The 21,792-nt window shown below is 66.7% G+C and carries 17 protein-coding genes; 11 read left to right on the forward strand and 6 right to left on the reverse strand.

The window, feature by feature from the left end:
- Positions 1-17 precede the first annotated feature (17 nt).
- The 3 genes from GR316_RS07645 to GR316_RS07655 form a co-directional block, all read right to left on the reverse strand.
- Positions 18-1,622, reverse strand: coding sequence for an ABC transporter substrate-binding protein (locus tag GR316_RS07645; RefSeq protein WP_211783368.1), 1,605 nt, complete (start codon positions 1,620-1,622; stop codon positions 18-20).
- Between the two features lie 49 nt (positions 1,623-1,671).
- Positions 1,672-3,102, reverse strand: a complete 1,431-nt coding sequence (locus GR316_RS07650; protein WP_211783369.1) for an amidohydrolase — start codon at positions 3,100-3,102, stop codon at positions 1,672-1,674.
- Between the two features lie 180 nt (positions 3,103-3,282).
- Positions 3,283-5,358, reverse strand: a complete 2,076-nt coding sequence (locus GR316_RS07655; protein ID WP_211783370.1) for a TonB-dependent receptor — start codon at positions 5,356-5,358, stop codon at positions 3,283-3,285.
- Positions 5,359-5,517: 159 nt separating this feature from the next.
- On the opposite strand from GR316_RS07655, the gene GR316_RS07660 reads away from it, so the two are divergent.
- A complete protein-coding gene (locus GR316_RS07660; protein ID WP_249218729.1) occupies positions 5,518-6,369 on the forward strand; it encodes an IclR family transcriptional regulator in 852 nt (283 codons plus the stop codon).
- On the opposite strand, the gene GR316_RS07665 is transcribed toward GR316_RS07660, so the two are convergent.
- Positions 6,346-7,188 (reverse strand): ABC transporter ATP-binding protein, encoded by an 843-nt coding sequence (locus GR316_RS07665; RefSeq protein ID WP_249218730.1) that lies wholly within the window; start codon positions 7,186-7,188, stop codon positions 6,346-6,348. The genes GR316_RS07660 and GR316_RS07665 overlap by 24 nt on opposite strands.
- A gap of 105 nt (positions 7,189-7,293) precedes the next feature.
- On the opposite strand from GR316_RS07665, the gene fepB reads away from it, so the two are divergent.
- The 8 genes from fepB (at position 7,294) to GR316_RS07705 (ending at position 15,820) form a co-directional block, all read left to right on the forward strand.
- A complete protein-coding gene (fepB, locus tag GR316_RS07670) occupies positions 7,294-8,250 on the forward strand; it encodes a Fe2+-enterobactin ABC transporter substrate-binding protein (protein ID WP_249218731.1) in 957 nt (318 codons plus the stop codon).
- The gene (locus GR316_RS07675; RefSeq protein ID WP_211783371.1) at positions 8,250-9,275 is read left to right on the forward strand and encodes a FecCD family ABC transporter permease; all 1,026 of its coding nucleotides are present in this window, start codon (positions 8,250-8,252) and stop codon (positions 9,273-9,275) included. The genes fepB and GR316_RS07675 overlap by 1 nt, the downstream gene beginning before the upstream one ends.
- Entirely contained in the window at positions 9,272-10,300 is a 1,029-nt protein-coding gene (locus GR316_RS07680; RefSeq protein WP_249218732.1) for a FecCD family ABC transporter permease, read from the forward strand. The genes GR316_RS07675 and GR316_RS07680 overlap by 4 nt, the downstream gene beginning before the upstream one ends.
- 8 nt (positions 10,301-10,308) lie before the next feature.
- Entirely contained in the window at positions 10,309-11,625 is a 1,317-nt protein-coding gene (locus tag GR316_RS07685; protein WP_211783372.1) for an NtaA/DmoA family FMN-dependent monooxygenase, read from the forward strand.
- A 97-nt stretch (positions 11,626-11,722) separates the two neighbouring features.
- Positions 11,723-12,865 carry a phosphoserine transaminase gene (locus GR316_RS07690; protein ID WP_211783373.1) on the forward strand — a complete coding sequence of 381 codons (1,143 nt, stop codon included), beginning with the start codon at positions 11,723-11,725 and terminating at the stop codon, positions 12,863-12,865.
- Between the two features lie 47 nt (positions 12,866-12,912).
- Complete coding sequence (serA, locus tag GR316_RS07695; protein ID WP_211783374.1) at positions 12,913-14,508, forward strand: phosphoglycerate dehydrogenase; 1,596 nt, start codon at positions 12,913-12,915, stop codon at positions 14,506-14,508.
- 70 nt (positions 14,509-14,578) lie between these two features.
- The gene (locus tag GR316_RS07700; RefSeq protein WP_211783375.1) at positions 14,579-15,325 is read left to right on the forward strand and encodes a metallophosphoesterase; all 747 of its coding nucleotides are present in this window, start codon (positions 14,579-14,581) and stop codon (positions 15,323-15,325) included.
- A 51-nt stretch (positions 15,326-15,376) separates the two neighbouring features.
- Entirely contained in the window at positions 15,377-15,820 is a 444-nt protein-coding gene (locus tag GR316_RS07705) for a TspO/MBR family protein (RefSeq protein ID WP_211783376.1), read from the forward strand.
- 49 nt (positions 15,821-15,869) lie between these two features.
- On the opposite strand, the gene GR316_RS07710 is transcribed toward GR316_RS07705, so the two are convergent.
- Together GR316_RS07710 and GR316_RS07715 are read right to left on the reverse strand one after the other, a co-directional pair.
- Entirely contained in the window at positions 15,870-17,231 is a 1,362-nt protein-coding gene (locus GR316_RS07710) for an ammonium transporter family protein (protein WP_211783377.1), read from the reverse strand.
- Positions 17,232-17,259: 28 nt separating this feature from the next.
- Entirely contained in the window at positions 17,260-17,598 is a 339-nt protein-coding gene (locus GR316_RS07715) for a P-II family nitrogen regulator (protein WP_211783378.1), read from the reverse strand.
- A gap of 267 nt (positions 17,599-17,865) precedes the next feature.
- Between GR316_RS07715 and GR316_RS07720 the strand changes: the two genes are divergently transcribed.
- Together GR316_RS07720 and GR316_RS07725 are read left to right on the forward strand one after the other, a co-directional pair.
- On the forward strand, positions 17,866-20,091 hold the full coding sequence (locus tag GR316_RS07720) for a transglycosylase domain-containing protein (RefSeq protein WP_211783379.1): 2,226 nt from the start codon (positions 17,866-17,868) through the stop codon (positions 20,089-20,091).
- A gap of 82 nt (positions 20,092-20,173) precedes the next feature.
- Positions 20,174-21,766, forward strand: a complete 1,593-nt coding sequence (locus GR316_RS07725; protein ID WP_211783380.1) for an FkbM family methyltransferase — start codon at positions 20,174-20,176, stop codon at positions 21,764-21,766.
- Positions 21,767-21,792: the final 26 nt, after the last annotated feature.

Raw genomic sequence — 21,792 nt, forward strand, 5'->3', positions numbered from 1 at the left:
GGGTACCGGCGCCGCGGTCACTTCGACGCCTCGGTGTAGTAGGTGCGGAAGCCGTTCCACGTCCAGTTCTGCACCGTGTCGCGGATCGCGGCCACGTTGTAGCTCTGGAACATGACCGCCATCTCACCGGTCTGCATCCAGTCCTGTTGCAGGGTGCGGTACATCTCGCGGCGGGTGTCTTCGTCGGTTTCGGCCACGGCAGCGGCGACGCGGTCGTTATAGTCGAGATCCTGATAGCTCGCGCGCCAAGCAGGGTACTGGGTCAGCTGCGCTTCGTCGGAATTGTCGGGGTTCTGAACCAAGCGCGAGGCGTTGCCATGCGCATCCGGGATGCCGGTCTGCCACGCCATGATGATGCTGTCGAAATCACGCCCCCGCGCCCGCGCGAACAACTGCGCATTGGCCATTTGTTCGATATGCAGCGTGATGCCGATCTTCGAGGCATTCTGCTGCAGATGCTGCCCCAGCGGCGAGGACCATGGCAGCGAGCCAATCAGAAGCGTCGCTTCGAACCCATCGGGATAGCCTGCCTCGGTGATCAGCTCCTTGGCCTTTTCGAGGTCGAGCTCGAAGGGCGTGCCCTCTTCGCCCTGCAACGCGCCCCATGCGCCCGATTGCGCAAAGCTGTTCCACGGTTTGCCCAAGTACTGCATCACCGTATCGCCAAGGCCCTGATAATCGATCAGGTACTTCATCGCGAGGCGCACCTTCTCGTTGTCGAAGGGCGGGCGGGCAAGGTTCATGACGGTGAAGATCAGCTGCGGCTTCAACGTAGAGACCACGTTCACGCCGTCCGTCTCTTCCAGCGCGGACAGATCGTCCGGCGTCAGATCGCGCGCCACATCGACATCGCCCTGTTCGACCAGCAGACGCTGCGTGCCGGTTTCGGCAACATGACGGATCAGGATGCGCGGGATCTTCGGCGCTGTGCCATAATACCCCTCATTGGCCTGTAGGACCACGCCTTCGCCCTGATTCCATTGCACAAGGCTGTAGGGCCCGACGCAGGCGGTGTGCGCATTCAGCCAGCCATTGCCGAGATCGCCGTCCTCCTCATGGGCCATCACCTCCTCCCGGTCGAGGGTGGTGGTGATCCGGTAGGCGCCGATCGCCTGCAACAGCAGGTTCGACGGATAGACGAGATCGAATTTCAGCACGACCGTATGGGCATCGGGGGCGGTGATCCGCTCGTCCATATTCTCGGTGGTGAAGCCGTAATCGGTCAGGGCGGCAGCGTTGCCGAAGCCTAGCCGCAGGGCGCGCTTCATGGACCAGACCGTATCCTCGGCGGTTGCGGGCCGCCCCGAGGGGAACGTCGCATCCGGATTCAGATGGAAGGTGATCGTCTTGCCATCCTCACTGACCTCCCAATCGGTCGCAAGCGAGGGGATGACCTTGGATTCCTCCTCGGGAGCGAAATCCACAAGGCTGTCGCAGATGTTGGAGATGATCTCGGAGGTGACCACCTCGCCGATCTGGGCCGGATCGAAGGTGGAGATGGCGTCGATGTTCCATGCCATCACCAGCGCGTTGTCGGGCGTGGCGGCATGGGCGAGGGAAAGGGCGGCGGGCGCTGCGGCAAGGCAAGCCACGCCGGCCAGAAGGCGGGTGCGAAGTGTCATGGTGTATTCCCTGTCGGTTGGAACGGGGGCCGGTTGATCCGGCCCGCAATCATTCAGCGGCTTCGGGGCGCGGGACCAGCGGCGGGCGCACGTCTTCGGGGATCGGGCAGACATAGGGTTCGCGCGCCAGCCGCTCGGCATGGTCCTTCTTGGCGCGCGCCAGAAGCACTTCGTCGGTCAACAACATCCGGCCCACCACACCCATCACCTTGGCGGCATAGGTCATGCCCTTGTGCGCAGCGGGCGATTTGCCCTGCGCGGTGATCTGCCAGCTGTGCCCCGGCGTTCCGATCGCCACGGTGGAGACGCGGGCCTGTACGGTCGGCACCTTCCACGACACATCCGCCACATCGGTGGAGCCCATCATCTTCGGACCCCGCATCTCGCGCGGGACGACGTAATCGCATAGCGGCTCGTCGGCGCGCACATCCATGCCGTTGGCGCGGTAGGTGGCGGCGATGTCCTCGGCCGTCAGGGTGCCTTGAATTTTGGCGGCATAGGCGCGGTCGGCATCATCGAAATCGACACCGCCGAGATCGTCCATCGCCGTCTGCATCGCCTCTTCCAGCGGGGTGTTTCCAAGCATGTTCGACACCGCCGACATGATGGAGATATCGACCTGCGTTTCGGTCATCATGGCGGCGCCATGGGCGATCTTCTTCACCCGTTCATTCAACGCCAGCATCCCCGGCAGGCTGGTGGAGCGGATGGCATAGCGCACCTTGGCCCGGCCCTGCACCACGTTCGGCGCCGTGCCGCCCGCGTCAAGGTAGGCATAATGGATGCGGCTTTCCTGCGGCACATGCTCGCGCAGATAGTTCACGCCGACCGACATCAGTTCGGCTGCGTCCAATGCCGAACGGCCCAAATGCGGCGCGGCGGCGGCATGGCTGGCGCGGCCGGTGAAGGTGAAATCCATGCGGGTATTGGCAAGGGACTGCGCCTCGTCGACCTTGGTCATGGTGGCGGGGTGCCATGTGATTGCGGCATCCACATCGTCGAAGGCACCGTCGCGCACCATAAAGGCCTTGGCCGCGCCGCCCTCTTCGGCCGGGCATCCGTAATAGCGCACGCGCCCGGGGGTGCCGGTTTCGGCCAGCCAGTCCTTCAGCGCGCAGGCCGCCAGAAGCGCGGCCGATCCCAGAAGATTGTGCCCGCAGCCATGGCCCGCGCCACCCGCATCGGCGGGTTGCGGTTCGGCAATGCCGGCAACTTGGCTCAATCCCGGCAGCGCGTCATATTCCCCAAGGATCGCGATGACCGGGCCGCCCTCGCCCGCCTCGCCCATGACGGCGGTGGGGATGCCAGCCACCTCTTCATGCACGGCAAAGCCTTTGTCGCGCAGTACCGCGACATGCTCCGCGCAAGAGCGGTATTCGCCATAGAGAAGTTCCGGCATGCCCCAGACCCGATCGCTCAGTTCGATCAGATCCGCCCGGTGCGTTTCCACATGATCCCATATCGGGTCGCTGTTCTGCATGATCGTCCCCTGTTGCTCTGACCCAAGGGTCACGCAACCGGGCGCGCCGGTCCAATGCCAAGTCGGGTTAAGGTCAGTCGCGTTCGGAATGATCGCGCCAAGGGGCGGTGCGAAGGCAGCGGCACTGACAAAAAAGGCGCCGGAAAAACCGGCGCCTTTCGATCGTTCGGGCGGACCGCCTCAGAAGCTGACGGCGAGTCCGAGGCTGACGCTGCGCGGATCCACCACCGTCGCGGCAGAGGTGGAGGTGACGGCCCCGTTCACATAGCCGCGGTAGGAATGGATCCACGTCGCCGCGTCTTCGTTGGTCAGGTTGTTCACCGCCCCATAGAGGCGCACATTCTCGGCCAGCATGTAGCTCGCGCCGACATTCACGATGGTATAGCCGTCCACCTCGTACTCGTCGTAGTTCTCGTCGTCCGAATAATAGCCGTCGACGTAGCGCATGTCCCCCGACAGGGTCAGGCGGCGCGTCGCCTGCCAGCTGGCCCCGAGGCTGAGGGTGTAGCTCGGGGCGCGGGCGAACTCGCTGCCCTCCAGATCGGCCGTCGAATCCGAGAAGTCCGTGATCTCGGTGTGCAGAAGGCCGAGACCCGCCTTCAGGCGCAGACTGTCCACCGGGCGGTATTCGGCGCCCAGTTCCAGCCCGTAGGAAATCGCCTTGTCGGCATTGACCGTGGCATAGTCCGTTTCGTCATCGACGGTGAAGGAGACGGAACGCTGCGCATTCGTGTAGCGGTCGTAGAAGAGGTTCGCCGTCAGCGCCAGCCGGTCGTCCAGCAGCCGCGCGCGGGTGAACAGCTCGTAGTTCCAGACCGTCTCTTCCTCGTATTCGAAATACTGCCCAGTGTTGAAGCCAAGCCCGACACCGCCGGGGTTGTAGCCCTTGGAAACCATGCCGCCCACGGTCACCTGCGGCGACATCTCATAGGTCAGGACCAGTTTCGGCAGCACTTCGGTGAAGGTGTCGTCGTAATCGACATCATAGGTCAGATAGGCGCCGTCACGCTCGGTGTGATCCTTCTGGAACCGCAGCCCCCCCGTCAGCGACAGCCGGTCGGTGAAGCGGTAGGTCGTCTCGGCGAAGGCCCCGAAGCTCGTCTTGGTGTCGTCATAGCTGTAATCGCCGACGAGATAGAGCGTCTCGTCCGATTCCGTCCGGGACAGATAGATGCCGCCGAACCCGCTCCAGACCGCATCGGCATCGCCGAAGGTCAGCCGGGTTTCGTTGGTCCATGTCCGCCGGTCGATATTGGCGGTGCCGTTGTAGAAGGTCTCCATCTCCCGGTCGCTCTCGGCGTGGGTGTAGGTCAGCTGGTTCGTCAACTTCATGCCGTTCAGGAACTCGTAGCTCGCATCCAGGATGGCGCTGTTGCTGTCGATGTCCCAGCTGGGATAGCTGTCGGCGGTGTTTTCCAGATCGTCGTAGGGGGTGAACACCTCCTCGATCTGCGGACGGTTCGAGGAGCTGTGCGCATAGGTCAGCATCGCCTCGAAGCCCGGAAGCTCCGTCGGCTTCCACAGCAGTTTGCCGCGCACCGTCTTGGATTCGTAGTTCAAGTCCGTTTCGTCGTCGCTGAAGGCCGACCCGGTGTAATCCACATAGGAATCGCGCGAGGACGTATCGACGGAGATGCGCGCCGCCAGATCGGCCGAGATCGGCGCCGAATAGGCGAGCGAGGCGCGACGGCGATTGTCCGATCCGACCTCCACCTGCGCCGCACCTTCGGGGGTGAAGGTCGGATCCTTGGTGTTGACGATGATCGCGCCGGCGATGGAATTGGCCCCCTGCGAGGTGGTCTGCGGGCCGCGATAGACCTCGATCGTGTCCACGTCCCATGTGGAGGCGCTGCCGTAGTTCAGGCTGAAGTAATCCTGCGTGGAGCCGTCGACGTTGATCGAGGTGCGCGGCACCGTGCCCCCGAAGAAGGCATAGGCCGAGGTGTTCGGCCCCTGCGTGTCCTGCCCCCGGATGGTCGGGGACATGCCGCTGCCGATGTTCAGCACGTTCGGGATGACCGAAACGGCCTCGGTCACGTCGTTGCGCCCGCCCTGCTGCAGATCGCGGCCGGAGAAGACGACGACCGAGCTTGCGGTTTCGTCAAGGCTACGCTCGACCTTCTCGCCCGTCACGGTGATCGCATCCAGAAGGATGCCTTCCGCCGGGTCCTGAGCGAAGGCGGCCTGCGCCGCAAGGGACGCGGCCAGCGCGATGAAGCTGGTGCTGCGGGTGAAGCGTGGATGGAATCGTGCCATGTTCCCTCGGAGGTTCTGTCGTGTCGCCGCTGGCTGGGGGAAATGGCTCGCGTTTTCGTGTTCCGCATTGCATTACGCATTCCGCATGTCAACGCGCGAGTTGCAACGGCGTCCGTAAATCCGTAACCCGTGGCCCAATCGCCATGAATCGCGGCGCAGATGACCCCACCCCCCGAGGCCGTTGATACGATGCAAGGCAATTCGCACCCCGCCCCGCCCCCGATGCCCCTGCCCGAGGATGCACAGGCCGCGCCCCGCGCGCGCGACGGCACGGTGCAATCGGTCTCCATTGCGGCGGCGTTCCTGCGCGTTCTGTCCGCCGCCGAACGGGCCCTGCCCTTGGGCGAGGTTGCAAACCGCGTCGGCACCGGCCGCTCCACGGCGCATCGCTATCTGCAATCGCTGGTGAAGGAGGGGCTGGCGCAGCAGGACCCCGTCAGCGGGCATTACGATCTCGGCACGCTTTCCCTGTCGATCGGGGTGGCGGCCCTGCGCCGCGTCGATCCGGTGGAGATCGCGGGCCGGCATGTGAAGGACCTTGCCCTGACCCATGCCATCAGCGCCGGGATCGCGATCTGGACCGAGCGCGGCCCGACCATCGTGCGCTGGCACAACAGCGCCTATTTCGCGATTTCGGCGGTCGGGCTGGGGGCGATCCTGCCGATCGACAACACCGCCTGCGGTCTGGTCTGCCAAGCGTTCCTGCCGCCCGATGCGGTGGCCGGGGCGCGGCGGAACCAGCCGGAGCATTTTCGCGGCGCGGTGCCCAGGGCCGATCTTCTGGACAAGGTGCGCCGGGACCGCTGGGCGGAACTGACCAGTCACCTTCTGTCGAACGTCACCGGGCAGGCCGCGCCGATCTTCGACGCGCAGGGGGAGTTGGCCTGCGTCGTGACCTCGGTCGCCGATCTTGGGCGGCAGCCGGGGGCCGAGCAGATGACCGCGCTGCGCCGCGCCGCCGAGGCGATCAACCTCGAAACCGGCGGATCAGGCGCGCGGCCCGCTCCCTGATGCCCGGCGCGGCGACGGGCGCGGCACGATCATCGGCAGCCCGGTTTCCGGGTCCTCCATGATCCGGGCGGACAGCCCGAAGACATCGGCCACCATCGCCTCGGTGACGATCGCTTCGGGCGCCCCTTCGGCGATCACGCGCCCGTCCCGCATGGCGATCATATGGGTGGCGAAACGGCTGGCCTGATTCAGATCGTGCAGCACCGCAACGATCGTCCGCCCGGCATCCCGCAGATCCTGAAGAAGCTCCAAGAGTTCCATCTGATAGGCGATGTCGAGATAGGTCGTCGGCTCGTCCAGCAGCAGGATCGGCGTGTCCTGCGCCAGCGCCATGGCGATCCACAACCTCTGCCGCTGACCGCCCGACAGTTCCGAAACCGGGCGGTGGACATGCTCGGTCATCCGCGTCGCGGTCAGGGCGGCGGTGACGGCGGCGGCATCCTCGGGCGACCATTGGCGCAGGAAGGACTGGTGCGGAAACCGGCCCCGCGCCACCAGTTCGGCCACCGTGATCCCATCCGGCGCCGTCAGCGTCTGCGGCAGAAGGCCCAGCGTCCGGGCCACCTGCCGGGGCGCATGGCGGCGCATGTCGCGCCCATCCAGAACGACCCGCCCCGCGCTGGGCGGCATCAACCGCGCCAGCGCGCGGAGCAGCGTCGATTTCCCGCAGGCATTCGGCCCCACGATCACCGTGAACGAGCCGTCGGGAATGGTCACCGACAGCTCGCGCGCGATTTCCCGGCGGTCATAGGCAAGGGTGATCGCCTCGGCCCGAAGTCGGCCTTGGCACATGCTGTCCAGGGTGGGCATGTCGGGCATGGTGCCCCCTTCGTTGCCTGACTGTTTTTGTCTGTATTGCATCGCGGAACGCATTCTGCAATATCGGCCGCGCGGACCTCCGACCCGATCCCGAAAGCGCATCCGATGAAACGTCGCCAGTTCCTGACCTCCCTCTCCGCCATTCCCGTCGCGATGGGCGCGCTGGCGGCACGGGCCGATCAAGCGGACTGGCCCCGGCAGACCGACCATGACCGGGGGGTTCTGACGCTGAAGGCCGCGCCGGGGCGGATCGTCTCCACCTCTCCCAGCCTGACGGGGCTGCTGCTGGCGATCGGCGCCCCGCTGGAGGCGTCGGCGGCCACCACGGTCGGACGGCTGACCGACGAGAGCGGCTTCTTCCGCCAATGGGCCGAGATCGCCCATGCGCGCGGGGTGCGAACGCTCTATCCCAATCTCGATTTCGACATGGAGGCGCTGCTGATCGCCGGTCCCGACCTCGTGGTCGGCTCCTCCACCGGGGCGGACAGCCTGCTGCCCTATCTCGCCGAGATCGAGGCGCAGGGGCTTCCGACGCTCGTCCTCGATTATTCGAAGACGAGCTGGCAGTCCCTTGCCCGCATCCTTGGCCGCGCCACCGGACACGAGGCCGGGGCCGACACCGCGATCGCCGAGTTCGACCGCCGGGCGGCGCAGGCGGCGGCGCGGCTGGGCCCAAGCGGGCGGGCGGTCAGCATCGTTGGCTACGACATCGCCGGAACCTATTCCATCGGGCGCAGCGAAAGCCCGCAGGCGGATGTTCTGCGCGCCCTCGGCCTAACCGTGACCCCCCTGCCCGAAGCGCTGCGCGGCGCGGTCACCCGCGTGTCGAACATGGACTTCATCTCGCGCGAGACGCTGAGCGCGGCCATCGCCGAGGACACGGTGATCCTTCTGGGCGCCGATGACAGCGACGTGGCCGCCTTCATGGCCGATCCGCTTCTGGCCAATCTGCCCGCCGTGCAGAAGGGGCAAGTCTATCCCATGGGGCTGTCCTCGTTCCGGGTGGATTACTATTCCGCGCTGGAGATGATCGCCACGCTGGAAACGGCGCTGACGGCCTGATGGCACCCGTGATCGGCAGGGGGCCGTTCCGGCACCGGGCGCTTTGTCTGATCGCCCTTGCGGCCCTCGTGGCGGTGGCGGCGCTGGCGGGGCTGGCGGTCGGCGCGCGGGCCATTCCCCCGGCCGAGATCTGGCGCGCCCTGACCGCCTTCGACCCGACCAACGACGCGCATATCATCCTGCGCCAATTGCGGGTGCCGCGCACGGTTCTGGGGATTCTGGCCGGGGCGGCCTTGGGCATCGCAGGGGCGGTGATGCAGGCGGTGACGCGCAATCCGCTGGCCGAACCGGGGCTTTTGGGGATCAATGCCGGGGCGGCGGTGGCCATCCTGATCGGGGTGACGGTGTTCGGATTGGACGGGATAGAGCAATATCTCTGGCTCGGCATCCTCGGTGCGGGGCTGGCGGGGATTGCGGTCTTCGTGCTGGGGCGTGGGCACGATGCCGGGGTCGATCCCGTGCGGCTGGTGCTGGCGGGGGCGGGCCTGTCGGTCATGCTCGGGGCGCTGGCGGGCATTCTGCTGATCAACGCCCCGCCCGAGGTGCACGAGGCCTTTCGCCAATGGGGCGCAGGTTCGGTCGCGGGGCGCGGCGGCGGCGTGATCCCGGCGCTCGGGGCCGCGCTTCTGGCGGGAGCGGCGCTTGCGTCGTTCATCGCGCCGGGGCTGAACGCGCTCGCCCTCGGGCGGGAGGTGGGCCATGCGCTCGGAGCGCGGCCGCTGCTGACATGGTCGCTCGCCTGCCTCTGCGTGATGCTGCTGGCGGGCGGGGCGACGGCGGCGGTCGGCCCCATCGGTTTCGTCGGGCTGGTCGCGCCGCATCTGGCGCGGCTGATGGCCGGGGCGGATATGCGCTGGATCCTGCCCTTTTCAGCCGGGATCGCGGCGCTGCTGCTGCTGCTGGCCGATATCCTTGGCCGGATCGTCGCCAGCCCGGCCGAGGTGGCCGCCGGGATCATCGCCACGATCATCGGCGGGCCGTTCTTCATTCTGGGCGTGCGGCGGTTTCGGATGGTGCGGCTGTGATCGCGCACAAGGTTCTGAGGCTCGGCTCGCTGTCGCTGGCGCTGCACCCCCGGACGATCCGGGTCTGCGCGGCGCTGCTGATCCTGATGGCGGCGCTGTCGCTGGCGCTCTTGGTGACGGGGACGCTGCGGATCGGGCCGGGCGATCTGCTGGCCGCGCTCGGCGCGCCCTCGGGGGACGATCTGACGGCGCGGGTGGTCTGGCGGCTGCGGCTGCCGCGCGTGCTGACGGCGATCCTCGTGGGATACGGGCTTGGCATGGCGGGGGCCGCGTTTCAGACGGTCTCGCGCAATCCGCTGGGCTCGCCCGATGTGATCGGCTTCACCACCGGGGCGGCGACGGGGGCCATCGTGCAGATCGTTCTGGTCGATTCCGATCCGCTGCGCATTGCCGCCCTGTCGCTCATCTCGGGGCTGATGACGGCGCTGGCGGTCCTGCTGCTGGCGCGGACCTCCGGGCGGTCCGAGGGGTATCGCCTCGTGCTGGTGGGGATCGGCGTCGGGGCCACGCTGTCGGGGGTGAACACCGTCTTTCTGGTGATGGGCGATCTCGATCAGTCGATCGCGGCGCAGCTGTGGCTGGCGGGATCGCTCAACACGCGGACATGGGCGCATGTGGTGCCGGCGGCCCTCGGTCTTCTGGTGCTGAGCCCGATCCTCTTGGGCCTGTCGCGCCGACTGGCGCTGTTCGGAATGGGCGATGACGGGGCCGCCGCCCTTGGTGTCGGGGTGGAGCGGGTGCGCACCATCGCGGTGCTGGCCGCCGTCGGGATGACCGCGATCGCGACCGCCGCCGCCGGGCCGATCAGCTTCGTCGCGCTGGCCGCGCCGCAACTCGCGCGCCGCCTTTGCGGGACGGCGCATATCCCCTTCCTTCCGGCGGGCCTGATGGGGGCGGCGCTTTTGCTGGCGGCCGATCTGACCAGCCAGCGGATGCCCACGGACCTGACCCTGCCGATCGGCCAGATGACCGGCCTTCTGGGCGGGGCCTACCTGCTCTGGGTCCTCACCCTCAGATCCCGATAGGAGCGCGCATGCCCAAGGCCCCCCTTCACATCGGCATGACGCTGGCCCCCACATGGCTGAGCGGGGAGGCATGGCGCCGCCCCGACAGCGCTGTGGAGGGGCTTCTGGGTTTCGACTATTACATCGACATCGCCCGCCGGGCCGAAGCCGCCAAGCTCGATTTCGTGTTCCGCCCCGATGTGATGGCGGTGAATATGGGCCTGCTGGGGCGCGGCGGGGGCATGGGGGGGCTGGACCCGACGCTGCTGCTATCGGCCATCGCCCATGCGACGGACCGGATCGGCCTTCTGACCACCATCTCCACGACCTTCTATCCGCCCTATGTGCTGGCGCGGATGCTCATGTCGCTGCACTGGCTGTCGAAGGGCCGGGCGGGGTGGAACATCGTGACCGCGCTGGACGGGCAGCGGAACTTCTCCCTGCGCGACATGCCCGGCCCCGAAGAACGCTATGCCCGCGCCGCCGAGGTGACCGAGATCGTCACCCGCCTCTGGGATAGTTTCCCCCGCGACGCATGGGCCCCGGACCGGGACAGCGGGCGCTTCGTCGATGCCGAGATGGTGCGACCGATCGCCTTCGAGGGGCAGTTCCACAGCGTCGAAGGCCCCCTGTCCGTGCCCAGCTTCGGCACCGGGCTGAACCGCATTCCGCTGGTGCAGGCCGGCGCGTCGGAAACCGGGCGCGATTTCGCCGCGCGCGTTGCGGACGCGACCTTCGCCTCCACCCCCGACATGGAGGCGGCGATCGATTTGCGCCGCGATCTGCGCCGCCGCGCGCTGGCCCATGGACGCCCCGCCGATGCCGTGCGCCTCATGCCGGGCCTCAGCCTCTATCTGGCCCCGACCGAGGCCGAGGCCCGCGATCTGCACCGCGCCACCCACGCCGCCGCGGATACCGGGCGCAAGCTGGCCAACATACGGGAGATGACGGGCCTCGATTTGACGGATTGGCCGCAGGATCGCCCGATCCGTGCGGCGGATCTGCCGCCGACGCCCCAGCGGCTCCGCTCCCGCACGCATGCCGCCCTTCTGCGCCGCGCCATCCTGCGCGACGAACCCACCCTTGCCGCCCTCTTGGAGATGCCCGAGGTCGCCGGATCGGCCCATTGGCAGGTGATCGGCACGGTGGGCCATGCGGTCGATGCCATCCGCACATGGCAGGATGCGGGGGCGATGGACGGCTTCATCCTGTTCCCCGGCGGATCGACCGGCTGCATGCATCTTTGCCTCGATGGCCTCTGCCCGGCGCTTGCGGAGGCGGGGCTGCTGCGCCGCGAATACGCCCATGCGACCTTTGCCGGCCATCTGGCAGGCCCCGCCCCCTGATCCGCTTTTTCGCTTGCCTTGCCTTGGCCGGGGACCTATTTCCAGCAGCGGGACACCCTTCCCCAACGAAGGGCACATATCTGCAAGGATACCAGCAATGGCCTTTGAAGCTCCGGCAGCGCGCCCGGCCAATCCGCGCTTTTCGTCCGGCCCCTGTGCCAAGATCCCCGGTTTCACTCTCGACATGCTGTCCGACGCGCCGCTCGGCCGCTCGCACCGCGCGGCGGTGGGCAAGAACAAGCTGGCCGAGGCGATCGACCTGACCCGCGAGATCCTCGGCGTTCCGGACGATTACCGCATCGGCATCGTTCCCGCCTCCGACACCGGCGCGGTGGAGATGGCGCTCTGGTCCCTTCTGGGCGATCGCCCGGTGGAGATGCTGGCATGGGAATCCTTCGGCGAAGGCTGGGTCACGGATGTCGTCAAGCAGCTGAAGATCCATGCCGAGGTCAAGAAAGCCCCCTATGGCGAGATCGTGGACCTCGAAACCGTCGATTTCGACAAGGATGTCGTCTTCACATGGAACGGCACCACCTCGGGCGTGCGCGTTCCGAACGGCGATGCGATTCCGGCGAACCGTCAGGGCCTGACCATCTGCGATGCGACCTCCGCCGCCTTCGCGATGGAGCTTCCGTGGGACAAGCTCGATGTCGTCACCTTCTCGTGGCAGAAGGTGCTGGGCGGCGAAGGTGGGCATGGCGTCCTGATCCTCGGCCCCCGCGCGGTGGAGCGGCTGGAGCATTATACCCCTGCATGGCCGCTGCCGAAGATCTTCCGCATGACGAAGGGCGGCAAGCTGATCGAAGGCATCTTCAAGGGTGAAACGATCAACACGCCCTCCATGCTCTGCGTCGAGGATTACCTCGTCAGCCTGAAATGGGCCAAATCGCTGGGCGGCCTTCCGGCGCTGATCGCCCGGTCCGAGGCGAATGCCAAGGCGGTCGCCGATTTCGCCGCCACGCGCGATTGGATCGCGAACCTTGCGGTCGATCCCGCCACGGCCTCCTGCACCTCGGTCTGCCTGAAGTTCACGGATGCGCGGATCAAGGACGATGCGGGCTTTGCCAAGGCGGTCGCCAAACGGCTGGAGAAAGAGGGCGTCGCCCTCGATGTCGGCGCGTATCGCGATGCCCCGGCCGGCCTGCGCATCTGGTGCGGCGCCACGGTGGAGACATCCGATGTCGCGGCGCTGATGCCGTGGATCGAATACGCCTTCGAGACCGAGATCGAGGCGCAGTAAGCGCCTCCCCTCCCCCCATTCCCTCATTCTACAGACAGGAGCCTGCCATGGCGCCCCGCGTTCTCGTCTCCGACGCCCTTTCGGAAACCGCCGTCCAGATCTTCCGCGACCGCGGGATCGAGGTCGATTACATGCCCAAGCTCGGCAAGGACAAGGAAGAGCTGGCCCGGATCATCGGCCAGTATGACGGCCTTGCCATCCGCTCGGCCACCAAGGTCACGGCCAAGCTGCTCGAATCGGCCACCAACCTGAAGGTGGTGGGCCGCGCCGGGATCGGCGTAGACAATGTGGACATCCCCGCCGCCTCCAAGAAGGGCGTGATCGTGATGAACACGCCGTTCGGCAACTCCATCACCACGGCCGAACATGCCATCGCGATGATGTTCGCCGTCGCCCGCCAACTGCCCGAGGCGTCGGTCTCTACCCATTCGGGCAAGTGGGAGAAATCCCGCTTCATGGGGGTCGAGCTGTTCAACAAGACGCTGGGCGTGATCGGCGCGGGCAATATCGGCGGCATCGTCTGCGACCGCGCCCTTGGCCTGCACATGAAGGTCGTGGCCTACGATCCCTTCCTGAGCGAGGAGCGCGCCGCCAAGATGGGCGTGCAGAAGGTGGAACTGGACGAGCTGCTGGCCCGCGCCGATTTCATCACCTTGCATGTGCCGCTGACCGACAAGACGCGCAGCATCCTGAACGCCGAAACGATCGCCAAGGCCAAGCCGGGCGTGCGCATCATCAACTGTGCCCGCGGCGGCCTCGTGGACGAAGCGGCGCTGGCCGAGGCGCTGACCTCCGGCCATGTCGCCGGCGCGGCCTTCGACGTGTTCGAAACCGAACCTGCGACGGACAGCCCGCTCTTCAATCTGCCGAACGTCGTGGTCACGCCGCACCTTGGCGCCTCCACCACCGAGGCGCAGGAGAACGTGGCCCTGCAGGTCGCCGAGCAGATGGCCGACTATCTGCTGACGGGCGCCGTGCAGAACGCGCTCAACATGCCCTCCGTCACGGCGGAAGAGGCGGCGGTCATGGGCCCGTGGGTGCGCCTTGCCAGCCATATCGGCACCTTCATCGGCCAGATGACGGACGAGCCGATCACGGCGATCAACGTCCTCTATGACGGCAGCGTGTCGGGTATGAACCTTGCCGCGCTGAACTGCGCCGCCATCGCCGGGATCATGAAGGTCGCGAACCCGGACGTGAACATGGTGTCCGCCCCGGTCATCGCCAAGGAACGCGGGATCCAGATCTCCACCACCCGTCAGGAGAAATCAGGCGCCTTCGACGGCTACGTCAAGGTGTCGGTCGTGACGGAGAACCGCGAGCGGTCGATCGCGGGCACCGTCTTCTCGGATGGCAAACCGCGCTTCATCCAGATCAAGGGCATCAATGTCGATGCCGAGATCGGCGCCAACATGCTCTACACCACCAACGAGGATGTGCCGGGCATCATCGGCCTTCTGGGCACGACGCTGGGCCAGCATGGCGCGAACATCGCCAACTTCACGCTGGGCCGCGCCGATGCGGGCGGTCAGGCCATCGCGATCATCTACCTCGACGAGCCGCTGGAACCGGCCGCGATCGAGGCGCTGCGCGCGACGGGCAAGTTCCAGCAGGTCCGCCCGCTGGCCTTCGACGTGGCTTGACACCACAGGCGCACGCGCTCCTATCGGACCCGGGGGATCCTGCATCCCCCGGATTTCTTCATGGGGCGACATGCACATCTATGCCATCGGCGACATTCACGGCCAGATCGACCTGCTGCACGGCGCACATGCGCTGATCGCACGCGACGCGGCGGAACACGGAACGGCGCCGGTGGTGCATATCGGCGATCTGGTGGATCGTGGCCCGGATTCGGCCGGCGTGATCGAGCATCTGCGCCAAGGCATCGCGCGGGGGGAGCCGTGGGTCGTCCTGAAGGGCAATCACGACCGGCTGTTCTCGCGCTTTTTGGAGGATCCGGGCTGGCACGATCCGGGGCTGCGGCCGGATTATGGCTATCTGCATCCCAAGATCGGCGGCGCGGCCACATTGGCCAGCTATGGCGTGCGCAGCCCGGCCGACCGGCCGATCCGCGACGTGCATGCCGATGCGGTGGCCGCCGTACCGCAGGCGCATCGCGATTTTCTGGAAAGCTGCCCCGTCAGCTTCCGCCGCCCCGGCCTTTACTTCTGCCATGCCGGCATCCGCCCCACCGCCCCCCTTTCGGCGCAGAGCGAGCAGGATCTGTGCTGGATCCGCAAAGGGTTCCTCGACGTGGCCGAACCGTTCGAGGCGCTGATCGTGCACGGCCATACCGCGATCGACCATGCCACCCATTACGACAACCGCGTGAACATCGACAGCAGCGCCGCCTATGGCGGGCCTTTGTCGGCAGTGGTGATCGAAGGCACGGAGGCCTTCCTTCTGACCGAAAGCGGGCGCAAGCCAATTCCCGCCGAGGCCCCCGGCACCCATTGACCTTCGCGCTCCGGAGGAGGAGGTTCTGCGCCACCTTCGACGGAGCCGGACATGCGCAGCCTTATCATCCATCTTCTGTTCATCGCGATCGTCACCGGGATCGGCATGTTCATGGGGACGCACTGGCCCCCGGGCGAGTGGTATGCGGGGCTGCAAAAGCCCTTCTTCACCCCGCCCGATGCGTGGTTCCCGGTGGTGTGGACGGCGCTCTACATCATCATCGGCTTCGTCGGCGCGCGAATTCTCGTGACCGGCGGTCCGGGGGTGCTGTGGCTGCTGCAGATGGTGCTGAACTTCGCTTGGACGCCGGTCTTCTTCGGCGCGCATAACATGCCCGTCGGGCTGGGCCTTCTGGCCGCGCTTTGGATCACGATCATCGCGTTCATCGGCCGGGCTTGGGCCTCGGACAAGATCGCCTCGCTGCTGTTCGTGCCCTATGCGCTGTGGATCACGGTCGCCCTTGGCCTGAACGGCGCGCTGATCCTTCTGAACTGACGAAAAAGGCCCCGCCGAAGCGGGGCCTTCTGCCGATCCGAATACCGGATCAGAGCTTGGTGAACTCGGGGTAAGCCTCGAGGCCCAGTTCCGCCTTGTCGAAGCCCAGCGTCTCTTCTTCGGCCGAGGCACGCAGCCCCATGACCGCCTTCAGGATCAGCCAGACCACGGCCGAGACGACGAAGACGAAGATGCCGACCACGATGATCCCCATCAGCTGCGCGCCCAGCGTCGCATCGGGGTTGGACAGCACAACCGCCAGCGTGCCCCAGATGCCGCAAACGAGGTGAACCGGGATCGCGCCGACCACGTCGTCGATCTTCAGCTTGTCGAGCAGCGGCACCGTCAGCACCACCAGAACGCCGCCCACGGCACCGATCAGCAGCGCGCCACCGATCGTCGGGGTCAGCGGTTCGGCCGTGATGGACACCAGACCCGCCAGCGCACCGTTCAGCACCATCGTCAGGTCGGCCTTCTTGTAGACCAGCTGCGTCAGGATCAGCGCGGCGATCGAACCACCCGCCGCAGCGGAGTTCGTGTTGACGAAGACGCGGCTGATGTCGGCGACATCGGCGATCGTGCCCATCGCCAGCTGCGATGCACCGTTGAACCCGAACCAGCCGAGCCACAGGATGAACGTGCCCAGCGTCGCCAGCGTCAGGTTCGAACCCGGGAACGCGACCACGCGGCCGTCACGATACTTGCCCAGACGCGGACCAAGGATCAGCGCGCCGGCAAGAGCGGCCCAGCCACCGACCGAGTGCACGACCGTGGAACCCGCGAAATCGAGGAAGCCCGCCGCATCGAGGAAGCCGCCGCCCCATTTCCAAGACGCTTGGATCGGGTAGATCAGCGCCGTCAGGACCACCGTGAAGGCAAGGAACGGCCACAGGCGGATCCGCTCGGCCAGCGTGCCCGACACGATGGAGGCCGTGGTCGCGCAGAACATGACCTGGAAGAAGAAGTCCGAGCCGGTGGAGGCATAGGAATAGTCGTCCACGGCATCCGCCGTCACGCCCACGGCTTCGAGCACGGCCACGCTGAACGCGCCGAGATAGCCGCCCGTCTCATCCGAGCCGATCGTCCAGCTGCCCAGCGGATACATCAGGTTGTAGCCGATGAGGTAGTACATCGTGCAGGCGATCGAGAAGAGCGCCACGTTCTTCAGGCACTGCATCGCCACGTTCTTGGACCGGACGAGCCCGGCCTCCAGCATGGCGAAGCCCGCCGCCATCCAGAACACCAGAAAGCCGCCGATCAGGAACAGCAAGGTGTTCAGGATGAAGGCCACGTCGGTCGGCACCTCGGCCGGGGGCGCATCGGCCACGACGGCGGCATCCTGCGCCAGCGCCGGCAGGGCAGCGACCGCCGCCAGCGCCGCGAGGCCCGCGATTTTGGTGAAGTGTTTCATCGTCCCTCTTTTCCCTCAGCTGCGCAGGTCACAGCGCGTCGTCGTTGATTTCGCCGGTCCGCACGCGCACGGCGTGGCCGACATCCAGCACGAAGATCTTGCCGTCGCCGATCTTGTCGGTCCGTGCGGTGCTGCGGATGGTTTCCACCACCGGTTCGGCGAGCGCGTCGGGAACGACGATCTCCAACCGGACCTTCGGCACGAAATTGACCGCATATTCGGCCCCGCGATAGATCTCGGTATGGCCCGACTGCGACCCGAATCCCTTGATCTCCGTCACCATCATTCCGCGCACGCCGATGGTGGTCAGTGCCTCGCGGACCTCCTCCAGCTTGAACGGCTTGATGGCTGCAATGATAAGTTTCACCGTGCATCCCCTCGTTGCTGATGACCTGACAGGCCATTGCGGGCAGAAGGCGGTTTTTTCAGGCTACCGGCAATCTTTCGCCGAAGGATCAAGCAGCACCTGCGCGATTCCTGCGGAATCCTGATGCAATGTTGGGCGGAATGCTTATCCGGCAGGCAGATCGGCAACGCATGTCACGCAGGCTTGCCCTAAACATCGGACGCGAACTCCGCTATGTTCTCCGCCAACAGGCCGGAAACGGGCCGGGCAGAAAAAGGGCATTGGGGCATGAGCGGTTCTGGGAAACGTCCTCTGGTGGCAGAGCGGCGCTATGCGCAGGCATCGGGCGGCAGACGGGGCGGCGGCGCCGGCTCGGGTGGGGGCGGTCCGCGCAAACCCTCCCCCCCGCGCAAACCGCGCAGCCCCAAGCGGCGGCGGAACCCGATCGTCGCGCTCTTTGCCGGCCTCTTCGGACTGATCGGACGCGTCATCTGGGGCGTGACGTGGCGCGGGGCGCTGGCGGTGGCGCTGATCCTCGGGGCCGCGACGCTCTATTTCGCCTCCACCCTGCCGGATGTGTCGAAACTGCTCGATGCGCGGGTGAAGGGCTCGGTCACGATGCAGGACGTGAACGGCGACACCTTCGCATGGCGCGGAGAGACCTATGGCGGCACCCTGCGCGCCGCCGACGCCTCCGAGAACCTGCGCAATGCCGTGGTCGCCACCGAAGACCGCCGCTTCTACCGCCATTTCGGCGTCAGCCCGCGGGGCATCGCCTCGGCCATCGCGATCAACGTGCGCGCCGGGCGCGGCCCGTTCGAGGGCAATGGCGGCTCCACCATCACGCAGCAGGTGGCCAAGCTGCTCTGCCTCGGGGTGGAATACGATTCCTCCGTCTGGAAATCCGAAGCCGATTACGAATCCGACTGCCGCACCACGACCCTGTGGCGCAAGATCAAGGAAGTGCCCTACGCCCTCGCGCTGGAGGCCAAGTATTCCAAGTCGGACATCCTGACGATCTACTTCAACCGCGTCTATCTGGGCGCCGGGGCCCGCGGCTTCGAGGCCGCATCGCAACGCTATTTCGGCAAATCCGCCGCCGATGTCTCCCCCGCCGAAGCGGCGATGCTGGCGGGCCTGCTGCGCGCGCCCTCCTACTATGCGCCCACCAACAACCTGCAACGCGCGATCGACCGCGCCAACGTCATCGTCGGCCTGATGGAGGAGCAGCATTACCTGACCCATGCGCAGGCCGAAGACGCGATCGCCCATCCCGCCGCCCTGTCCCCCGCGGCCAGCAGCCGTTCGGGCGGCGCCTTCGCCGATTGGGTGATGGAATCCGGCCCCGATTTCCTGACCCGCGACACGACCGAGGATGTGGTGATCCGTACCACGCTGGATCAGCGGATTCAGGCCGCGACCGAGGCCGCCGTGACCAAGGTCTTCAAGGAGAAGGTCAGCAGCGGATCGAAGGCGCAGACGGCGGTGATCGTGATGTCCGCCGACGGCGCGGTGCGCGGCATGGTCGGCGGCCGCACGGTGGAGCCGCAGGGCTCGTTCAACCGGGCGACGCAGGCCCTGCGCCAGACGGGATCGGCCTTCAAGCCCTTCGTCTATGCCGCCGCGATGGACGAAGGCTTCAGCCCCGCCGATTTCGTCGAGGATACCCCCCTGACACTGAACATCCCCGGATCGGGGCCGTGGACCCCCTCGAACTACGAGCGGAACTTCCAAGGCATCGTGACGCTGACGCAGGCGCTGGCCAATTCGCTGAACATTCCCGCCGTCCGCGTCTCCGAGGCGATGGGCCGCGAGAACGTCATCCGCGTGGCGCAGGGCTTCGGCATCCATTCGAACCTCGTGAACAGCCCCTCGCTCGCGCTCGGCGTGTCCGAGGCGACGCTGCTGGAGATGACGGGCGCCTATGCCGGCATCCTCAACGGCGGGCAATCCGTGCATCCCTACGGCGTGCTGGACCTGCGGCTTCAGGGCGATGACCGCCCGCTGATGTCGGGGGCGCAGGGCGGCATGGGCGAACGGGTGATCTCCGACCGGGCGGCGCAGCTTCTGACCTACATGATGACGCAGGTGGTCGAGAACGGGACCGGCCGACGCGCCCGCCTTTCGGGCCACGAGGCGGCGGGCAAGACCGGCACCACCTCGGCGGCGCGGGATGCGTGGTTCATCGGCTTCACCGCCGATTACGTCACCGGCGTGTGGATGGGCTATGACGACAACACCCCGCTGACGGGCGTGACGGGCGGCGGCCTTCCGGCCGAGATCTGGCACGAGGTGATGACCCGCGTCGAGGATGGCCTGCCCTCCACCCCGCTGCGCAAGATCATCCCCGAACCGCGCGTTCCCCCCAGCCAGCCGACGAACCGTCCCGTCACCGACGAGAACGGCAACCCGCTGCCGGAATCGCAGGATCCGCAGCTGGCCCGCCCGCAGGACGATTCCCCCAACATGGCCGAGCGCATCCTGAACGACGTGCGCCGCGCCTTCGGCGGCTAGGTTCCGCCCGGGCGCGCCTTGACAACGGAACGCCTTTCCCGCCTGCTCCGTTTCCTGTGGGATATGGTGGCGGGAAAGGCCTATGATGCTGAGAACGCGGATCATCCTGCGGACCAACAAGTTCGACGAACGGGTCGCCGAGGCGGCCCGCACCTTCGGCGCCCTGCCCGGATACGCGTTCGGCATCGTCGTGGACGAAACGCAGGGGCCGGTCGATATTCCCGCCCCCTATCAGAAGGCTGCCTTCGATGCCGGGTTCATCCGCCGCAACCGGCTGTCCCACCCGCCCATGGTGGGCTGGCGCTGCGGCGACTATTTCTACTACGCCGCGCTGAAGGCTTGGGACGATTGGGACCAGTTGTGGATGCTGGAGCCGGATGTCGCCGTCCATGACGCCGATCCGAGCGCGCCGCTGCGCTATCTCGATGAGGCGGCGGCGGATGTCGATTTCCTCTGCAGCGCCTTTCGCAAGACGACCCCGGCATGGCACTGGCATGCCAGCATGGAACCCTACGTCCCCGAGGTCTATGGCTGCTTTTTCCCCGTCACGCGCATCAACCGCCGGGCCGCCGATCATCTGATGAAGGCGCGCATCGCGCTGTCGCGCCGCCTGCCCGCCAAGGCGATGGTGCCCAACGACGAGGCGGCGGCGGCCTCGCTCCTGAAGGCCGGGGGATTCCGCTGCGCCAATCTGGGCGAGTTCGGGCGCAGTTTCACGGATAAGGAGACGTTCTCCTCCAGCGGGTTCATCACGCCGCGGATGCTGGCGCAGCGGCCGTATGACGGGCGGTTCTATCATGCGATCTGCGACGGCAATCACCTTGCGACCCGCCTGACCAAGGCCTTCGACAAGGCCCGGACGGATGCGGATGTCCGGCGCCTTCACGCCATCGCCCTGACCGGCGATGACAGCGCCTCCCCCCGCCTGACCGAGATCACGGCCCGCCTGCGCGCCGCCCTGAAGGACCGCCGCGAAGAGATGCCCCACGCCCTCGATGGGCGGCTAATGACGTTGCAGGGGCGCAGCCTGACGCATCTTTTCGCCGAAGAGGGCGATTACATCCAGAATCTGCAGCGCAGCCGCCGCGCCTTCTACGAAGAGGGGCATCTGCGCAAGATCGAACGCCTGCTGCCCACGCGCCGCCGCCGTTTCGTCGATGTCGGGGCGCATACCGGCAACCATACGCTGTTCTTTCTGAACGAGGCCGGGTTCGAGACGGCGACGGTGTTCGAACCCATGCCACGCACGCGCAAGAGCCTCTTGCTGAACCTGTCGATCAACGGGCTGCGGGACCGGGTGGATCTGCGCCACTGCGATCACGCGCTTGGCCGGGCGGCGGGGCGCGGCCGCGCGGTTTTCAACGCCGCGAATTGGGGCGCCTCCAGCGTGGTCCCGCTGGAGGATGGCGCGGCGGAAGGTTTGCCCATCGTCAGCTTGGACAGCATCGCGCCCGGCGATCCGGTCGATCTGGTGAAGATAGATCTGCGCTCCGTCCTTGCGGTGCTGGAGGGGATGGAGGCCCTTCTGGCGCGCGATCGCCCCTCGCTTTTGCTGACCGTCTGGGAGGATGAGCGGGACGCCGTGCGGGATCGGCTGGAGCCGACGCACGAGATCGCCTACACCGAGCAGCAATATCCCCGGCAGACGCTGATGCTGCTACGGCCCCGCAGCTGAATCCGGGACGCGACATGCAGGAAGGA

The sequence above is a fragment of the Falsirhodobacter algicola genome (assembly GCF_018279165.1).
Taxonomy (GTDB): domain Bacteria; phylum Pseudomonadota; class Alphaproteobacteria; order Rhodobacterales; family Rhodobacteraceae; genus Falsirhodobacter; species Falsirhodobacter algicola.